Raw genomic sequence first — 16,783 nt, 5'->3', positions numbered from 1 at the left:
TGGCGGCTGCCTGCAGTAACGATGATTCATGATTGGAGAATAATATGTTTGGACGCTTGATGCCCACCGAGGGCAAGTTTTTTGACCTGTTCAACCAGCACGCCGAGCTGTGCGTCAAAGGCGCCAAAGAAATGCTGGCCCTGATGACCAACTTCGACGACCTGGAAAACCGCGTGCACGCCATCGAAGGCATCGAGAAACAGGCCGACAAGATCACCTACGCCACGGTCGACCTGCTGCACAAGACCTTCATCACCCCGATCGACCGCGACGACATCCACAAGCTGATCACCAAGATGGACGACATCCTGGACCTGATGGAAGACGCCGGCCAGACCGTGTCGCTGTACGACCTGCACTCGGTCACGCCGGAAGCCAAGCGCCTGGCCGAACTGGTGCTGGCCTGCACCGAGAAGGTCAAGGACGCCGTGGCCCTGCTGCACAATATGGACAATTCGCGCCAGATCGTCGCCATCTGCGAAGAGATCGACCGCCTGGAATCGGACGCCGACCACGTGATGCGCGCCGCCATGTCCAAGCTGTTCCGCGACGAACCGGACGTGCGCAACCTGATCAAGATGAAGGCCATCTACGAAATCCTGGAAACGGTGACCGACCGTTGCGAAGACGTGGCCAACATCATCGAAGGCATCATCGTCGAAAACGCGTAATTGCCACCCTTCGCCACTACGAAAAAAGAATAATCCATGAATAGCGTACAAATGAGCATCTATGTGCTGGGAGTGCTGGTCTTCCTGGCGCTGGTGTTTGACTTCATGAACGGCTTCCACGACGCCGCCAACGCGATCGCCACCGTGGTCTCGACCGGCGTGCTCAAGCCGCAGACCGCCGTCGCCATGGCCGCCTGCTTCAACTTCGTCGCCATCTTCGTGTTCCACCAGCTGACCGTGGCCGCCACGGTGGGCAAGGGCACCATCGACCCCGGCGTGGTGGACCAGTACGTCATCTTCGGCGCGCTGATGGGCGCCATCGTCTGGAACCTGGTCACCTGGTACTACGGCATTCCGTCCTCGTCCTCGCACGCGCTGATCGGCGGCCTGGTGGGCGCGGCGGTGGCCAAGTCGGGCACCGGCGCGCTGATTTCCGCCGGCCTGATCAAGACCGTGGTGTTCATTGTGCTGTCGCCGCTGCTGGGCTTCCTGTTCGGTTCGCTGATGATGCTGCTGGTGTCCTGGATCTTCGTGCGCACCACGCCGCGCAAGGTCGACACCTGGTTCCGCCGCCTGCAGCTGGCCTCGGCCGCCGCCTACTCGCTGGGCCACGGCGGCAACGACGCGCAAAAAACCATCGGCATCATCTGGATGCTGCTGATCGCGGCCGGCTACTCCGCCGCCGGCGACACCTCGCCGCCGCTGTGGGTGATCGTCTCCTGCTACACGGCGATCAGTTTCGGCACGCTGTTCGGCGGCTGGCGCATCGTCAAGACCATGGGCCAGAAGATCACCAAGCTCAAACCGGTGGGCGGCTTCTGCGCCGAAACCGGCGGCGCCATCACCCTGTTCACCGCCACCGCCCTGGGCGTGCCGGTGTCCACCACCCACACCATCACCGGCGCCATCGTCGGCGTGGGCTCGGCCCAGAAGATGTCGGCCGTGCGCTGGGGCGTGGCGGGCAACATCGTGTGGGCCTGGATCTTCACCATCCCGGCCTCGGCCTTCGTGGCGGCGATCGCCTGGTGGGTCGGCAAGCACATCATGTAATTCATGCAATAAAAATGCAGTGCAAAGGGAGCTTCGGCTCCCTTTGTTACAATATGGGCATGTCTTCCATCCTCGCTTTCCTGCGCCGCCTGCGGCCCGACAATTTCACGCTGGCCCTGCTGTTCACCGTGGCCGTCGCCAGTCTCCTTCCCTGCACCGGCCGCGTGGCCGAAGCGTTCAGCGCCGTCACGGCGTTCGCCATCGGCGCGCTGTTTTTCCTGCATGGCGCCAAGCTGCCGCGCGAAGCCATCGTGGCCGGACTCACGCACTGGCGCCTGCACTTGCTGGTGCTGTGCTGCACCTTCGTGCTGTTCCCGCTGCTGGGCCTGCTGCTCAAGCCCCTGGCGCTGACGGTGCTGACGCCGGAGCTCTACCTCGGCGTGCTGTTCCTGTGCATGTTGCCATCCACCGTCCAATCGTCCATCGCCTTTACCGCCGTCGCGCGCGGCAATGTGGCTGCCGCCGTATGCAGCGCTTCCGCCTCCAATTTCCTGGGCATCTTCGCCACGCCGCTGCTGGTCAGCGCGCTGGTGGTGCACGGCCCTTCGGCCAAGCCGCCGCTGGACGCGGTCATGTCCATCGTGCTGCAGCTGCTGCTGCCTTTCGTGGCGGGGCAGCTGATGCGGCGCTGGATAGGCGCATGGGTGGACCGTCACAAACCGCTGCTGCGCTTTGTTGACCAGGGCTCCATCCTGCTGGTGGTGTACACCGCCTTCAGCCAGGCGGTGAGCGAAGGGCTGTGGCACAAGGTGGGCGTGCCGTCGCTGCTGGCGCTCGCGCTGCTGTGCTGCCTGCTGCTGGCCGTGGTGCTGATGCTGACCGGCTGGATCAGCCGCAGGCTTGGTTTCAGCAAGGAGGACGAGGTCACCGTGGTCTTCTGCGGCTCCAAGAAGAGTCTGGCCAGCGGCGTGCCCATGGCCAAGGTGCTGTTCGCCACGTCCTCGCTGGGCATGGTCATCCTGCCGCTGATGCTGTTCCACCAGATCCAGCTGATGGTGTGCGCGGTGCTGGCGCAGCGCTTTGCCGCCAGAGCTGAGGGAGCCCGTCAGGCCGGAGCGCAGGCGGGGCCGCAGGGCAGGGCGCAGGGCGGGTTGCAGTGATGCGCGCAGCCTGGCGCGTGGAAGCGGCCGATCCCGGTTCGCCCGACGCGGCGCAGCTGATGGCCGAGCTGTCGGCCGTGCTGGCGGCGCTCACCGGCGACAGCGGCCAGTCCTCCTTCGATCCCGATGATGTGCGCGGCCCGCTGGCCCGCTTCGCCGTGGCGCGCGGCAGGGACGGCGCGGCCGCCGGCTGCGGCGCCTTGCGGCCGCTGGAAGAGGGTGTTGCGGAGATCAAGCGCATGTACGCGCGGCCGGGGCATGCCGGCTGCGGCAGCGCTGTGCTGGCCTTCCTTGAAAGCGAGGCGGCTGCGCTGGGCTACGGCGCGCTGCGCCTGTCCGCGCGGCGCGTGAATGCCCGCGCCGTGGCGTTCTATGCGGCGCGCGGATACGCGCTGATTCCCAATTTTGGCCGCTACGCAGCCAAACCGGAATCGCTGTGTTTTGAAAAGCGCCTGGAGCCGGTTTAGACATCGAGGCTTAAAGTTCGACTTCCAGCCCTTCGTAGGCCAGCACCACCTCCAGGCCTTCCGGCAGCGGGGCGCGGCGCGCCATCACTTCGGCGAACACCGCTTCCAGCTCGTCGTCGCTCCGGGTCGGTTCGTGGTGGGTGCAGTACAGCCGTTTGGCGCCGGCCTTGATGGCCATGTCGAAGGCCGAATCGAAGGTGCCGTGTCCCCAGCCCTGCTTGGCCGGGTATTCTTCGCGGGTATAGGAACAGTCGACGATGAGCGCCGTCACGCCGCGCACTTTGTCCTCCTGCGCGCGGGCGCGTTCCTGGATATGCTGCTGGTAGGCCGCGTACTCGGGGTGGTCTTCCGGGTAGATGTTGTAATGCGGTTCGTGGTCGCCGGTGAAGAACACCGATTTGCCGTTGCAGTCGATGCGGTAGCCCAAGTCGATCACCGGATGGTTCATGACCACGTTCGACACCACCGCGTCGCCCACTTCAATCGCCTCGTCCACCGCCAGCGTGCGGTATTCGATGGTGGCGTCCATCTGCGTTTCGCTGACCGGGAAATAGCTGTTCTGCAGCTGCACGCCCATCACATGCTCAATGCCGTTGCCGGTGTCCGGATCGGTGGTGCCGTGCAGGCGCACGCGGCTGCCCTTGATGAACAGCGGGGTGAAGAAGGGCAGGCCGTGGATATGGTCCCAGTGGCTATGGGTGATGAAGATATTCGCCTGCACCGGGGTTTTCTTCTGGGCGATCAGCGACTGCGCCAGCGCAAACAGGCCGGTGCCGCCGTCGATAATGATCAAGGTGTCGTCGTCGCTGCGCACCTCGATGCAGGTGGTGTTGCCGCCATAGCGCGCAGTGCGCGGACCGGGGGAGGGAATCGAGCCGCGCACCCCCCAAAATTTGAATTTCATGCTCTCTGCCTTTTAACTCCGCCCACTGGCGTTCCACACTGCCGCCCTTCTGTTGACTATTCAATATGAACCATGATTGAACAGGCAAGTGACGATCCCCTCCGATGATAGCCTTTTTTTTATCGATTCTGGGCCAAAAGTTGCGAAATTGAGCGATGTGCGCGGCGCACGCCTGTTCGGCGGGGATTTCGGCGCATTTCCAATGTACAGCCGCTTGCACTGAGGCTACACTTCTAATCAATATCGTCTATGCACCAAAGATTGTAAAAACACCATGCAAGAGCTGAACCACATACAAATCGCGCAGCGGCTGGACCAGCTGACGGAACTGAGCGTGGCGCTCGGCGCCAGCCATGACACGGACCAGCTGCTCGAACGCATATTGATGGTGGCCAAGGGCATGACCCATGCGGACGGCGGCACGCTGTACCGCCCCAGCGCCGACGGCGCCAGCTTGTGCTTCCACATTTCCGTCAACGACACCCTGGGCATACGCCAGGGCGGCGCCAGCGGCGACAAGATCGACATTCCGGCCGTGCCCCTGTACGACGAGCAGGGCGACAAAAACCTGTCCTCGGTGGCGGCCTACTCGGCCAACTTCCGGCTCTCGGTGAATATCGAGGACGTGTACCAGGCCGACGTGTTCAACTTCTCCGGCATGCGTTCCTTCGACCAGCAGCGCGGCTACCATTCGCAGTCCTTCCTGACGGTGCCGATGACCGACCACGAAGGCGAGCTGGTGGGCGTGCTGCAGCTGGTCAACGCGAAAGATCCGGGCACCGGCGCCATCTGCGCCTTCTCGCCCACCGACCAGCGCTTTATCGAGGCGCTGGCCGCGCAGGCCGCCGTGGCGCTGACCAACCAGCGCCTGATCCAGCAGCTGGAAGACCTGCTGGAAGCGCTGGTCAACCTGATCAACATCGGCATCGACGAAAAATCGCCCTACACCGGCCGCCACTGCCAGTTCGTGCCCGAACTGACCATGATGCTGGCCGAGGCGGTGCACAACGCCGACAGCGGTCCGCTGGCCGACTTCCGCATGACCGACGGCGACCGCAAGGAACTGTGGCTGGCCGGCCTGCTGCACGACTGCGGCAAGATCACCACGCCGGTCCACGTGGTGGACAAGGGCACCAAGCTGGAAACCATTTTCGACCGCATCCACATGGTCAGCGCCCGCTTCGAAGTGCTGATGCGCGACGCCGAAATCCGCGCGCTGAAGGCCAAGCTGGCCGGCGGCGACCACGCCGCCATCGACGCGGCCCTGGCCGAGGAGCTGGCGCAGCTGGAGCGGGACCGCCAGTTCCTGCGCGTGGCCAATGTGGGCGGCGAGGGCATGAAGCCGGAAGACCAGGAGCGCGTGCGCCAGATCGCCGGCTACCGCTGGACCGGCCCGCGCGTGCAGAAGAAGGAGCCGGGCGCCGAGGAGCGGCCGTTCGTGCGCGAGGAGCAGGACTTCCTCACCGCCGAGGAGACCGAGAACCTGAACATCCGCTTCGGCACGCTGACCGAGCCGGAACGCAAGGAAATCAACAACCACATTTCGGTCACGATACGCATGCTGGAGTCGCTGCCGTGGCCCAAGCACCTGCAGAACGTGCCGGAATACGCCGGCGGCCACCACGAGCGCATGGACGGCAAGGGCTATCCGCGCGGGCTGACCAAGGACCAGATGTCGGTGCAGGCGCGCATCATGGCCATCGCCGATATTTTCGAGGCGCTGACCGCGCGCGACCGGCCGTATAAAAAAGGCAAGCCGCTGTCCGAGTCGCTGCGCATCCTGGGCAATTTCAGCCTGAACGGCCACATCGATCCGGACCTGTTCGACATCTTCATCCGCCAGAAGGTCTACCTGAACTTCGCGCACAAGAACGTGGACGAGCGCCAGCTGGACCATGTGGACGAGTCCAAGATCCCCGGCTACACCCCGTAGCCGATGGCCAGGCTATTGCAAAAATACGGCGCGCGCTGGCTGCTAGGGCTGCTGCTGTGCGCCGCCGCCATCCTGCACACGGCCAACGTGCTGCACGCGGACACGCTGGACCGCATGGATACCTTCGTCTCCGGCCTGCGCATGCGGCTGGAAACGCCGGTGCTCGACCCGCGCGTGGTGATTGTCGACATCGACGAGAAGAGCCTGGCCGAAGTGGGGCGCTTCCCGTGGAGCCGCAACGTGATGGCCAGGCTGGTCGAACAGCTCACCGTGAAATACGAAGTGGCGGCGGTCGGCTTCGACGTCTCCTTCCCCGAGCCGGACACCAGTTCCGGCTATGACGTGCTGAAACAGCTGGCCCAGGGCGAGCTGCAGCAAGTGCCCGGCCTGCAGGGCCAGCTGGCGCGCCTGCAGCCGCAGCTCGACTACGACGGCCTGCTGGCGCAGGCGCTGCAAGGCCAGCCGGTGGTGCTGGGCTACAACCTGTCCGGCAGCCAGGCCAAGGGCATGCTGCCGAAACCGGCGTTCACCGAGGAAGCGCTGAACGGCCGCACCGTGGACGCCTACAAGGTGGCCGGCTACGAGGCCAATATCGCGCGCCTGCAGTCGGCCGCGCTCAGCGCCGGCATCTTCACCGCCATGCCGGACCGCGACGGCGTGGTGCGTTCCACGCCGCTGCTGCAAAAGATCGGCCAGGGCTACTACCCAACGCTCTCGCTGGCCACCGCCGCCGTGGCGCTGCGGGCGCGCGCCATCAACCCCCTGTTCGAGGGCACGGTGGACACCTTGTCCGAGTCCCAACGCGCCAACGGCGGCCTGGAAGCCATCGGCCTGTTCCACGCGGAAGGCAATATCCGCATCCCGGTCGGCGAGGGGCTGACCACCACGGTGCAGTACCGCGGCCCCGGCGGCCCGCAGGGCGGCGGCTACCGCTACGTGTCGGCGGCCGACGTGCTGCGCGGCGCCGTGCCGGCCGAACAGCTGGCCGGCGCCATCGTGCTGGTGGGTACCACCGCGCCCGGCCTGAACGACTTGCGGGCCACCCCGGTCAACGCCCAGTATCCCGGGGTGGAAATCCACGCCAATATGATCAGCTCCATCCTGGACGGCAGCTTCAAGTTCCGGCCCGACTACGCTTCGCAGTTCGAGGCGGTGCAGCTGCTGGTGCTGGGCCTGCTCCTGGCGCTGCTGCTGCCGGTGCTGGCGCCGGCCTGGTCCATCCTGCTGGCGCTGCTGGCGGGCGGCGCGGCGGCGGCCTTCAATTTCTACCTGTACAGCGCGCACGACCTCGTGTTCAACGTCTCGTCCATGCTGGTGCTGGCGCTGGCGCTGTTCATCCTGAACGTGGCATGGGGCTATTTCTTCGAGGTGCGGCGCGGCCGCGCGCTGGTGTCGCGCTTTGGCGAATACGTGGCGCCCGAACTGGTGGCCGAGATGGCCGAAAATCCGGAAAAGTACAATATGGACGGCGAAAGCCGCGAGCTGACCGTGATGTTCGTCGACGTGCGCGGCTTCACCACCATCTCTGAAGGCCTGACGCCGAAAGTCCTGCGCGAGTACATCAATCTCTACCTGACGGCGATGTCGACCGACATCCGCGACAGCCACCGCGGCACGCTGGACAAATACATAGGCGACGCGGTGATGGCCTTCTGGGGCGCGCCGGTGGCCTTCCCGGACCACGCCAGCCGGGGCGTGGCCACCGCACTGCTGATGCAGGCCAGCGCGCAGCGGCTGAACCAGGACTTCCTGCAGCGCGGCTGGCCGGAGCTGAAAATCGGCATCGGCCTGAACACCGGCCAGATGCACGTGGGCGACATGGGCTCGGAGATCCGCCGCGCCTATACCGTCATGGGCGACGCGGTCAACCTGGGGGCGCGGCTGGAAGGCATCACCAAGGTGTATGGCGTGGGCATCGCCGTGGGCGAGGTCACGCGCGCCGAAGCGCCGGAATTCGCCTACCGCGAGCTGGACCTGGTGCGCGTGAAGGGCAAGAACGAGCCGGTGGCCATTTTCGAGCCGCTGGCGCTGGACAGCGCGCTGGCGCAGCCGGCCCGGGACGAACTGGCGCGCTGGCACGCGGCGCTGGCCCTGGTGCGCAGCCAGCAGTGGGACGCGGCCCAGGCGGCGCTGGAGGCGCTGCAGGCCGGGGCGCCGCACGGCCTGTACCAACTGTATCTGGAGCGTGTGGCGCACCACCGGGCGCACCCGCCGGGCGCCGGCTGGGACGGCGTAACGACTTTCGATACCAAGTAAAAACGACAAAAAGTATCTGTGCGGAAATGCATCAAAGCCGCGAAAAATGCGGACGCCAGCCGTATTTCGGACTAAACTGAGAGAAACATCCATTTCTTTCAAGTCAAGTCCTGGCGGAGGCCATCATGCGATGCCGCGTCGTGCAACTGCTGGCTGGAGCGGCCTTCGCCGCCGCTCCCGGCGCGGTTGTTTGCGGCGGCCAGGAAGCGGAAAAGCCCGCCCTGTCCGGAACCGTGACCCTGGATAACAGCGGGGCGGCTGGGAAGAATGGCGCGGACGGCCGCTTGCGCGGCGGCGTGCGCATCGACTACAGCCTGCCGGCGTCCACGCCGGGTGCCACGCTGGACTTGTACGGCGGCTACAACCAGGCCGAATTTGTTTCGCAAGACCGTGCCTGGCAAGACCGGACCTGGCAGGAGGGCGGCAAGGGCGCCATGCTGGGGGCGCGCTACAGCCAGCTGCTGTCCAAGAGCGACAGCCATGAGGGGCGCTTGAACCTGGGCGCCGGCATCAAGGCCTTCCGCGCCGACGGCGGACAGCAGGACGGCGAAGCGGGCGGCGGCGTGACGGTCCATCCGCTGAGCCTGAATTACAGCGGCAACTGGCTGTTCGACAAGGGCGAGCTGAACGGCTCGGTGACTGTGCTGCACAACCTGGCCGGCGGCGCGCGCGGCGGGCAGGACGATTTCAGCCGGGCGCGGCCCGGCGCGGACGCCCGCTACAGCATCGTGCGGCTGGCGGCCAGCCTGACCCGGCAGCTGCCGCGCGATTTCCAGATGCGCGCCGCCGTGAACGGGCAGTACACGCGCGACGCGCTGGTGGCGGGGGAGCAGATCGGCATCGGCGGCGGCGCCCGGGTGCGTGGTTTTAGCGCCCGCGACCTGGCAAATGACAGCGGACTGACCGCCAATGTCGAGCTATACTCGCCGCAGTTGTGCGGCGATTCGCGCTGGCAATGCCGCGCACTGGTGTTTTATGACAAGGGGCTGATCAAGCGCAACCTCGAACAGGGAGGCGAGCTGCGCACGAAATCGATCGGCAGCGTGGGCGTGGGCCTGCGCGTCAATATCTCCCGCGATGTGGATGTACAGCTGGACTACGGCCATGTGCTGCGCTCCAGCCAGATGCCGTCACAAGATAAAAATCGCCTGCACGTCAGGGTAGACCTGAGCTGGTGACACGCTAAAAATATGCACAATGAGGTAAGTACGATGATGACAGGTCCGGTTCCCCAAGGCATGCGGCGCAAGCTGCTCGCGGTGTTGGTTGCAGCTTGCTACGGCTCCGCTTACGGCAACCCCAGCACACCGCAGGTCGTCGCCGGCCAGGCCACCTTCCTCCAGCAAGGCAATTTGTACTCGATTACGAATACGCCGAACACCATCATCAACTGGCAGAACTTCTCGATCAATCCCAACGAGATCACACGCTTTATCCAGCAGAGCGGCGACAGCAAGGTGCTGAACCGCATCGTCGGCCAGGATCCCAGCAAAATCCTCGGCTCGCTGCAGTCGAACGGCAAGGTCTATCTGATCAACCCGAACGGCATATTGTTCGGCAAGGACGCGCGGGTCGACGTCAACGGCCTGGTGGCCTCCAGTCTGGCCATCAGCAATAGCGACTTCCTGGCCGGCAAAAACCACTTCGGCGGCGCCGGCGCCGGCAAGGTCATCAATCAGGGCAGCATCACCACCCCGTCCGGCGGCCAGGTCTACCTGATCGGCTCCGGCGTGGAGAACAGCGGCGTGATCACCTCGCCGCAGGGCGAAGTGGTGCTGGCGGCGGGCAATAGCGTGCAGCTGGTGGACTCGGCCAACCCGGACGTGCACGTGGTGGTGTCGGCCCCGGCCGACCAGGCGCTGAACCTGGGCCAGGTGCTGGCGGCGGGCGGCAAGGTGGGCATCTACGGCGCGCTGGTGAACCAGCGCGGCCGCATCAACGCGGACAGCGCGACGGTGGGCGAGAACGGCAAGATCGTGCTCAAGGCCGGCGGCGCCAACAGCACCACCATGCTGGAGGCGGGCAGCCAGACCAGCGCCACCAACAGCGCCGGCAAGGGCGGCGAGATCCAGCTGCTGGGCGAGCGCGTGGGACTGAGCGGCAACGCGGCGGTGGACGCCAGCGGCGCGGCCGGCGGCGGCAGCGTGCTGATCGGCGGCGACTACCAGGGACAGAACGCGGCGGTGCCGCATGCCCGGCAGACTTATATCGGCGCGGACGCCAGCGTGCGCGCCGACGCCACCGTGCGCGGCGACGGCGGCAAGATCATCGCCTGGAGCGACGGCGCCACCCGCGTGTTCGGCCAGCTGTCCGCGCGCGGCGGCGCGCAGGGCGGCGACGGCGGCCTGGTGGAAACCTCGGGCCACTACCTCGACATGCAGGGCAAGGTCGATACCCGCGCCCAGGCGCCGGGCGGCAAGAGCGGCACGCTGCTGCTCGATCCGACCGACATCTACATCGCCGACAACGCGCTGGCGGCCTTCTACGGCGGCGGCATGCCGCTCACCGCGCCGCCGCTGCTGCAGGACCTCACCGGCAAGATTTTTGAAATCGCCAGCGTGGCGCACGAGTCGCTGCTGACCACCAGCGCGCTGCAAGCGCTGCTGGACACCACGGATGTGACCGTGCGCACCACCAATAGCAGCGGAACCGGCGACGGTTCCATCCACGTCATCAATGCGGTGGGCTGGACCAGTGCCAGCAGCCTGACGCTGCAGGCCGACAAGGACATCTTCCTGAAAGCCGGCATCTCCGCGCCCAATGCGGCGTTGAACCTGAATGCCGGCGCCGGGCGCATCGTGCAGACCACCAGCCCGGTCGACGGCCTGACGGCGAAGAGCCTGAGCGCCCTCGCGGCCGGCGACATTACGCTGGACAATACGGGCAACGGCGTGTCCGGCGCCACGACGCTGAACTCCACCTCGCGCACCGGCAATATCACGCTGAGCGGCCAGAGCTTCAAGCTGGGCAACAGCAGCGCCGGCGGCAATCTGACGGTCAGCGCGGCGAATGGCGACCTGGCCGTGACCGGCACCGTCACGGCGGGCGGCGCCGTGGCCCTTTCCACGCTGGCCGGCGCCGGCCACCGCATCACCAACAGCGGCGGCGTCACCTCCGGCGCCAGCATCGAGCTGAACAGCGACAAGATGACGCTGGCCGGCGGCACGCTGACGGCGCCGTCGGTGCTGCTGAAGTCGGGCAATGCCATCAATATCGGCGCCACCACCGACACGGCCGGCACGCTGGAGCTGAGCACGGCCGACCTGGCCTCGGTGACGGCCAACGAGCTGCAAGTGACGGTCACGGGCGGCGAAAAAGATATTCTGGTCAGCGCGTCGCTGGCATTTGGCAAGCAGCTCGCGCTGACGGCCACGCACGACATCACGCTGGGCGCGGCGGTCGCCACTGGCGGACTGACGCTGAGCGCATCGCGTGATATCGCTGCCACCGGCAGCGTCGCGGTCGACGGCACCTTCAACCTGGTGCAGGGCAGCTGGAGCCAAAATGCCAACACGCTGCCGGCCTTCAGCGCCAAGGACTTCCGCCTGAGCGGCGGCACCTTCCTGCGCGGCTACGGTACCGGCGACTCGGGCTATATGCTGTCCGATGTATACGGCCTGCAGGGCGTGGCCACGCTGGGATCCAGCCTGGCCTTTACGCTGGGTGGCAATATCGACGCCACCGGCACCTCGCTGTGGAACGGCGGCGCCGGCTTCAAGCCCATAGGCAATAGCGACTATGCCTATAGCGGCATTTTCGACGGCTATGGCAAGACCATCACCGGTTTGGTCATCAACCGCCCCGAAATTAACAACGTGGGCCTGTTCAGCCACCTGGGCAGCGGCAGCACCGTCCGCGATCTGGTATTGCAGGGCGCCTCGGTAACGGGGGCCGCCAATGTCGGCGCGCTGGCGGGCAATTCCGGCGGCACCGTCCGCAACGTGGTGTTGCAGGGCGGCTCGGTCACGGGCACGGAGAATGTCGGCGCGCTGGCGGGCTATAATTCCGGCATTGCCATCGAAAAAGTGGCCAGTTCCGCCAGCGTGAGCGGCATCCGCAATGCGGGCGGCCTGGTTGGCAACACTACTGGCAACATCACCGAATCCAGCGCCACCGGTGCCGTGACCGGCCGCCATGCGGCCATGGACGCCAATAGCATCGGCGGACTGGTGGGTCTCAACAGCGGCGCCATTACAAAATCCTTCGCCACCGGCGCCGTGGACACCATAGGCCAGGGCTACGCCGGCGGCCTGGTGGGCACCAATAGCGGCACTGTAACCAGCTCCTACGCCAGCGGCGCGGTGGCCACCATCGGTGAAATCGTCGGGGGCCTGGTGGGCGACAACTACGGCACCATAGCGCGCTCCTACGCCACCGGCAATGTGGCCGCCGGGCGCAATGTGGGCGGCCTGGTGGGACGCAACGGCTATGACGGCCAATCCGCCGCCAGCCTCAGCAATGTCTACGCCAGCGGCAACGTCAGCCACCGGGGCAGCAGCACCGACTTTGTGCATAACAACGCCGGCGGCCTGCTGGGCGAATTCGCCGCCGGCGCCATCACCAATGCCTATGCCACCGGCCAGGTGGACGGCAGCGGGTTCGGCACCGGCGTCAATGGCCTGGTCGGCTTTACCAACGGCTCCCAGGTGGTGCACGGCTATTACGACACCACCAAGGCTGGCCGCAGCACGGACGCCGCCGGCGGCATCGGGCTGACCACGGCGCAGACCAAGCTGCAGAGCAGCTTCGACGGCTTCTTCACCGGAGATGTCTGGCGCATCTATGACGGCTATACCACGCCGCTGCTGAAAAATTTCCTGACGCCTGTCACCGTAACTGTCACCGGCAGCAATGCCAGCGCGGTGTACGGCAACGCGCTGCCGACCTACACCGGCACGCCCACCTACGACGGCCTGCTCAACGGCGACTCGCTGAGCGGCACCCTGGGCTGGGGAGCGGCGAAGAACGTCGGCACCTACAGCACCGGCGGCCTGTATTCGACCGCCTACGACATCACCTACGCGGCCGGCGCGCCGACGCTGGCAATCACGCGGCGCGAGCTGACGGCGACCATAGGCGGCAGCAAGGTCTACGATGGCACCACCACCTTCAGCAATGCCAGCGCCACGCTATCTGGCGTGGCATATGACGATGTCGTATCGGCCAGTGTATCGGCCAGCTACGCCGACAAGAACGCCGGCACCGGCAAGGCCCTCAGCGGCGTCGAGCTGCACCTGAACGAGTCGGCCGCGAGCAACAACTATACGCTCAAGACTACCTACAACAGCGACGCCGAAATCACGCGCGCGGCGCTGAGCGTCGGCGGCATCAGTGGTGTGAACCGTGTCTATAACGGCACCACGGCCGCCACGGTCAACGCCGCCGGCGACTGGTCTGTCCACGGGCTGTCGGGCGATACCGTCACGGCGGCGCTGGCCGGCGGCTACACCTTCAGCGACAAGAATGTGGGCGTGGAAAAATCCATCCGCGTGCCGCTCACGCTGAGCGGTACCGATGCGGGCAACTACCTGCCGTACACCACCACCTACGCCAACATTAGCGCCGCGCCGCTCAGCATCAGCGGATTGACCGGCGTGAACCGGGTCTACGACGGCACCAATAACGCCACCGTGGGCAACGCCACCTTCAGCGGCGTGTTCGGCAGCGATGTGGTAACGCTGGGCACGGTGCATGCCTATTTCACCGGCGGCAAGAACGTGGGCAGCAACAAGGCGATTGCCTTCGAAGGCCTGGCGTCGCTGGGCGGCGCCGACGGCGCCAACTATCAGGTGACCGGCGCCATGCCGGGCAATGTCAGCGCGAGCATTACGCCGGCCACGCTGACCGTGAACGGCATCACGGCGCAAAACCGGGCCTACAACGGCGGCACCGGCGTCACCCTGAACGTGGGCGAGGGCGGAAACCTGGGCGGCGTGATCCTGGGCGACAATGTATTGCTGAACTCGTCCAGCATGAGCGGCAGCTTTGCGGACCGCAACGTCGGCAACGGCAAAACGGTGACGGTGTCGGGCCTGTCGCTGGACCCCAGCGCTGACTCCGGCAACTACGTGCTGGCGGCGCCCACACTGACGGCCAACATCACGCAGCTGGGCAAGGCCATCTGGACCGGCAGCGCGGGCAACAATCTGTGGAGCGACGCCAGCAACTGGGCCGGCGGCGCGGTGCCGACGGCCAGCAATGTGATTGCCGCCGAACTGAGCGCCTATGGCGGCGCCGTGATCTACGACGGCGGCGCGACCACGCTGAACAGCCTGACTTCCGTGCACGGGCAGGGCTTGACCATGAGGGACGGCGCGCTGACGCTGGGCGTGACGAGTGGCGATACGTCCAGCTTGTCCGGCGGCGCCCTCAGCCTGACCAGCGGTAGCCTGAACCTGGTCGGCAGCCTGACCAGCGGCAGCTACGCGCAAACCGGCGGCACGCTCAACGGCGGCAGCAGCGGCCGGCTGACGACCAATACCTTCAACCAGAGCGGTGGCACGATCAGCGGCCTGACGGGGCTCACCGTGAATTCGCAGTACGCGCAGAGCGGCGGCAGCATCGCCATTCCCGGCACCGTGACGATCCATCACTACACCGGCAACCTGGTGGTGGGATCGATTTCGGCGCTCGAGTCGATCGCGCTGTACACGGGCGAGGGCGGGGGCGGCATCAGCCAGAACGGCGCGCTGAACACCGGTACCCTGACGGTATCGTCGCAGGGCGGCGTGACGCTCAACAACAGCGGCAACCATGTGCTGCACTTCAGCGGTAGCAATAGCGGCGGCAGCGGCATCAGTCTGTACAACACCTTGAGCGGCGAAGAGCAGCTCGCGGTGGGACCGCTGAGCACCACTGCCGGCAGTCTGCTGATCGACAACGTGGGCGGCATTTACACCGCCGGCACGCTGTCAGCGGGCGGCGGCGCGATCTTCCTGACGGCCCATAGCCCGATCACCATCAGCGACACGCTGGTGGCCGACAGCATCAGCCTGTCGGCCAGCACCGGGATTTCCCTGACGCAGGACGCCAATCTCCAGGCCAACCATAATATCTCCATGGTGGCCGGCACCGGCATCGCCCTGGCCGGCATGCTGAACAGCAGTCATGGCAGCATCAACCTGCAGGCGCAGACGGGCAGTATCACGGCGGATCCCGATATGCACATCACCGGCGCCGGCGCGGTCCGGTTGACCGCACCGCATGGTTCGATCTCGGCGCCGAGCGGCATCTTCCAGGGCGGTAGCCAGCCTGTCCTGACCGACAGCGCGGCTGCGGCTGCGGCCGCTGCCAAAGCGGCAGCGGAAGCGGCAGCCCAGGCCGCAGCGGAGGCGGCAGCCAAGGCGGCAGCGGAGGCGGCGGCCAAGGCGGCGGCGGAGAAAGCGGCGGCGGAAGCCGCAGCCAAGGCCGCAGCAGAGAAGGCGGCGGCGGAGGCGGCGGCCAAGGCAGCGGCAGAGGAAGCGGCAGCCAAGGCGGCGGCGGAAGCGGCGGCCAAAGCGGCAGCCGAGGAAGCGGCAGCCAAGGCGGCGGCGGAGAAGGCGGCAGCGGAAGCGGCGGCCAAGGCTGCGGCGGAGAAGGCGGCAGCGGAAGCGGCGGCCAAGGCGGCGGCGGAGAAAGCGGCGGCGGAAGCGGCGGCCAAGGCTGCGGCGGAGAAAGCGGCGGCGGAAGCGGCGGCCAAGGCGGCAGCGGAGAAGGCGGCAGCGGAAGCGGCAGCCAAGGCGGCAGCGGAGAAGGCGGCAGCGGAAGCGGCAGCCAAGGCGGCGGCGGAAGCCGCAGCGAAGGCAGCGGCAGAGGCGGCGGCCAAGGCGGCAGCGGAAGAAGCGGCAGCCAAGGCCGCAGCGGAAGAAGCGGCAGCCAAGGCAGCAGCGGAAGCGGCGGCGAAAGCGGCAGCCGATGCGGCAGCCAAGGCGGCGGCGGACGCGGCAGCGAAAGCGGCAGCCGACGCGGCAGCCAAGGCTGCAGCGGACGCGGCAGCGAAAGCGGCAGCCGACGCGGCGGCCAAGGCAGCAGCGGACGCGGCAGCGAAAGCGGCAGCCGATGCGGCAGCCAAGGCGGCGGCGGAGGCGGCAGCGAAGGCAGCCGCCGACGCGGCCGCAGCCAAGCAGGCCGCCGACGCGGCCGCAGCGGCAGCGCAGAACGATTCGACCGCGCCGGTGGGCCAGGCGCTCAATTCCACCGTCAACATCATCAACACCGCCGCCGGCACGCCGGGCAAGCAGGCCGGTTCTACCCCCGACGGCGCCGGCGCGGGCAGCGCTGGCTCCAGCAGCGCCGCCAGTAGCCAGCCTGCGGACACCAAGAAGGATGATGGCAAGAAGGAGGACAGCAAGGACAGCGGCGCCACCGGCCTCAGCGCGGTGAAAACCGAGCCGACCAAGAAGATGTACTGCAATTAAGACCAT

9 protein-coding genes are annotated in these 16,783 nt (G+C 66.5%); 8 read left to right on the top strand and 1 reads right to left on the bottom strand.

What is annotated here, in order from left to right; all coding sequences use genetic code 11:
* The first annotated feature begins 44 nt into the window (after nucleotides 1-44).
* From GTP77_RS13360 to GTP77_RS13345, 4 genes are read left to right on the top strand one after another with little or no spacing between them, the layout of a single operon-like run.
* On the top strand, nucleotides 45-671 hold the full coding sequence (locus GTP77_RS13360) for a DUF47 domain-containing protein (protein WP_056394474.1): 627 nt from the start codon (nucleotides 45-47) through the stop codon (nucleotides 669-671).
* Between the two features lie 36 nt (nucleotides 672-707).
* A complete protein-coding gene (locus GTP77_RS13355) occupies nucleotides 708-1,721 on the top strand; it encodes an inorganic phosphate transporter (RefSeq protein WP_161072654.1) in 1,014 nt (337 codons plus the stop codon).
* 59 nt (nucleotides 1,722-1,780) lie between these two features.
* Complete coding sequence (locus GTP77_RS13350; RefSeq protein ID WP_161072653.1) at nucleotides 1,781-2,821, top strand: bile acid:sodium symporter family protein; 1,041 nt, start codon at nucleotides 1,781-1,783, stop codon at nucleotides 2,819-2,821.
* Complete coding sequence (locus GTP77_RS13345) at nucleotides 2,821-3,288, top strand: GNAT family N-acetyltransferase (RefSeq protein WP_161072652.1); 468 nt, start codon at nucleotides 2,821-2,823, stop codon at nucleotides 3,286-3,288. Before GTP77_RS13350 ends, GTP77_RS13345 begins: the two co-directional genes overlap by 1 nt.
* Before the next feature lie 10 nt (nucleotides 3,289-3,298).
* Here GTP77_RS13345 and GTP77_RS13340 read toward each other — a convergent pair whose 3' ends face one another.
* Entirely contained in the window at nucleotides 3,299-4,192 is an 894-nt protein-coding gene (locus GTP77_RS13340) for an MBL fold metallo-hydrolase (protein WP_161072651.1), read from the bottom strand.
* Nucleotides 4,193-4,466: 274 nt separating this feature from the next.
* Between GTP77_RS13340 and GTP77_RS13335 the strand changes: the two genes are divergently transcribed.
* The 4 genes from GTP77_RS13335 to GTP77_RS30200 all read left to right on the top strand — a co-directional run bounded on the left by GTP77_RS13335 (nucleotide 4,467) and on the right by GTP77_RS30200 (nucleotide 16,777).
* A complete protein-coding gene (locus GTP77_RS13335; protein WP_161072650.1) occupies nucleotides 4,467-6,125 on the top strand; it encodes an HD domain-containing phosphohydrolase in 1,659 nt (552 codons plus the stop codon).
* Between the two features lie 3 nt (nucleotides 6,126-6,128).
* Nucleotides 6,129-8,381 (top strand): CHASE2 domain-containing protein, encoded by a 2,253-nt coding sequence (locus GTP77_RS13330; protein ID WP_161072649.1) that lies wholly within the window; start codon nucleotides 6,129-6,131, stop codon nucleotides 8,379-8,381.
* A 125-nt stretch (nucleotides 8,382-8,506) separates the two neighbouring features.
* Nucleotides 8,507-9,559, top strand: coding sequence for a ShlB/FhaC/HecB family hemolysin secretion/activation protein (locus GTP77_RS13325; RefSeq protein WP_161072648.1), 1,053 nt, complete (start codon nucleotides 8,507-8,509; stop codon nucleotides 9,557-9,559).
* Nucleotides 9,560-9,592: 33 nt separating this feature from the next.
* Nucleotides 9,593-16,777: a YDG domain-containing protein gene (locus GTP77_RS30200; RefSeq protein WP_187358711.1), complete on the top strand. Its 7,185-nt coding sequence runs from the start codon at nucleotides 9,593-9,595 to the stop codon at nucleotides 16,775-16,777.
* Nucleotides 16,778-16,783: the final 6 nt, after the last annotated feature.

Origin of the sequence: Pseudoduganella aquatica (assembly GCF_009857595.1) — a bacterium.
GTDB classification, from domain to species: Bacteria; Pseudomonadota; Gammaproteobacteria; order Burkholderiales; family Burkholderiaceae_D; genus Rugamonas; species Rugamonas aquatica_A.
This window is presented reverse-complemented; position numbering and strand designations above follow the sequence as displayed.